Source organism: Streptomyces tricolor, assembly GCF_002155905.1.
GTDB classification, from domain to species: domain Bacteria; phylum Actinomycetota; class Actinomycetes; order Streptomycetales; family Streptomycetaceae; genus Streptomyces; species Streptomyces tricolor.
Genome location: NZ_MUMF01001074.1, coordinates 1 through 2,284 on the forward strand (window position 1 = coordinate 1; position 2,284 = coordinate 2,284).

A 2,284-nucleotide genomic window follows, 5' to 3' on the forward strand; every position below is an offset into this window, starting at 1 on the left:
TCCTCAAGGACGGCGACGCCGTCACCCTGGTCGACACCGGGTACCCCGGGGACCGGGCCGGGCTGCTCGAGTCCCTCGCGGCGGTGGGCAGTTCACCGGACGCGGTCGCCGCCGTCCTGATCACCCACGCGCACAACGACCATCTGGGCTCGGCCGAGTACCTGCGCGCCGCCCACGGCACCCCGGTCCACCTCCACCCGGCCGAAGTCCCGCACGCCCGGCGCGACTTCCTGCAACAGGCGAGCATCGGCGACGTGGTCCGCAACGCCTGGCGGCCCGGTGTGCTGCCGTGGGCGGTGCACGTGATCCGGGTGGGCGGCACGGAGAACCACCCGGTCACGGCGCCCGAACCGTTCCCGGCCGAGGGGCCGTTGGACCTGCCGGGCCGGCCGGTCCCCGTGCACACCCCCGGGCACACGGACGGCCACTGCGTCTACCACCTGCCGGACGCGGGCGTCCTGATCTCCGGGGACGCCCTGGTCAGCGGGCACGCCACCTCGCGGCTCAAGGGCCCGCAGCTGCTGCCCGACTTCTTCCACCACGACCGGGCGCGGGTGCTGGCCTCCCTGGACGTGATCGGCCGACTCGACGGCGACATCCTGCTGCCCGGGCACGGACCGGTTCACCACGGCCCGGTGCGGGCCGCGGCCGAGCAGGCCCGGGACCGGGCCTCCTAGCCGGGCCCCCAGCCGGGCCTCCTCGAACAGGGCGCGGGGCCTTAGACGTCGTTTCTTATGGGGTGATCGTTCGTTGAGCCGTGCATGACGGACTTGGTCGAGCGTCTGGTGCCGGACGAGTTGTGGATGCTGTCTCGGCGGGTGGTACCGCCGACGGAGGTCATACGCCCGCAGGGCGGCGGTCGGCGTAGGGCGGGTGACCGTGAAGCATTGGCCGCGATCATCTTCCTGGCCACCTCGGGCTGTACCTGGCGGCAGCTCCCGCCGGTGTTCGGTCCGAGCTGGCAGACCGTCTACCGACGCTTCGCCCACTGGAGCCGAGCCCGGGTCTGGGCTCGGCTCCACCGCGTCATCCCCGACGAACTCGGCGCCCGCGGGGAACTGGACTGGTCGCGCTGCGCGATCGACTCCGTCAGCATGCGGGCTGCAAAAGGGGGCCTCTGACGGGACCGAATCCGACCGACCGTGGCAAGCCTGGATCGAAAATCCACCTGATCACCGACCGAAATGGACTGCCGCTCCCACTGGGCGTCTCGGGCGCGAACATGCACGACAGCCTCGGTCTCGAACCGCTCGTGCGAGGCATCCCGCCGATCCGGTCCCGACGCGGACCTCGTCGACGGCGCCCCCACAAGCTCCACGGAGACAAGGGCTATGACTACGACCACCTGCGTCGGTGGCTCCGCGAACGCGGCATCCCCCACCGCATCGCGCGCAAGGGCATCGAGTCCTCACAAGGTCTCGGCCCCCACCGGTGGGTGGTCGAACGGACCGTGTCCTGGCTCGCCGGTTGCCGCCGTCTCCACCGTCGATACGAGCGCAAGGCCGAGCACTTCCTCGCCTTCGTCGGCATAGCCGCAGCCCTCATCGGCTATCGCCGGTTGGCGACCCTACTCAAGGCCTGAGCCGGTCCTGCTGCACGTCGAAACAGACCAGACCCATGGACTCCGCCACGGATGCCGCGTAGGCCGATGCCTCCTCGGCCATGCTCCACCGCATCGGGAAGTAGATCAACGGACCACTGGCCTCGCCGGACAACGGGCCCGTCGACCAGGGCGAAGTGTCCTCCTCGTCCTCAGTGAGGTCGCACCACCGCTCAAGAAGCGCCGCGACGTATGCCGCTATACGTTCGGACGGAGGCTCCTCGACCTCGCTGTCGATATAGCGGTCGTGACCGCCGCGACCGCGCAGGCGCAGGCCGCCCCTCAGCGGGTTGCGGGCAGCGCGAACGTCTGCTCCGACGCCGCCATTCCGGCCGACTGGGTCATCACCAGCTCGTACCGGGGCAGCGGCTGCGCCACCGGCGTCTGGTACACCATCGCCGATACGAGCGGATTCAACTCCGCCTCCGTGTGCTCCCAGTCCCCCATCCCCACCGGGTGGGTCATCACGAGCTCGTACAGCACGAGCAACTGCACCGGGGTCGGCGTCGCCTACAACATCGGCAACACCGCCGGCCAGAGCTACGCCACCGTGTGTTCCTACTCTCCCGTCCCCACCGGATGGGTCGTCAGCGGCTCGTTCCGGAGCACCAGCTGCGTCGGCACGACCCTCGGCTACACCATCCGGAAGGCCTGACCGGCCACCCTCGGCCCGGCCCAGCTCGA

General features: G+C 70.4%; 3 protein-coding genes. All 3 read left to right on the forward strand.

Annotation, left to right across the window (positions count from 1 at the left end; genetic code table 11):
* On the forward strand, positions 1-677 hold a 677-nt coding region (locus CCN44_RS42810), incomplete at its 5' end, for an MBL fold metallo-hydrolase (RefSeq protein ID WP_107502195.1).
* Between the two features lie 84 nt (positions 678-761).
* Positions 762-1,582, forward strand: a protein-coding gene (locus CCN44_RS42815; protein ID WP_411292836.1) for an IS5 family transposase whose coding sequence is annotated in 2 segments (ribosomal slippage) — positions 762-1,104 and positions 1,104-1,582 — 822 coding nt in all. Because the reading frame shifts where the segments join, the coding sequence is not laid out codon by codon here.
* Positions 1,583-1,847: 265 nt separating this feature from the next.
* The gene (locus tag CCN44_RS45405; protein WP_086704681.1) at positions 1,848-2,255 is read left to right on the forward strand and encodes a hypothetical protein; all 408 of its coding nucleotides are present in this window, start codon (positions 1,848-1,850) and stop codon (positions 2,253-2,255) included.
* Positions 2,256-2,284 lie beyond the last annotated feature (29 nt).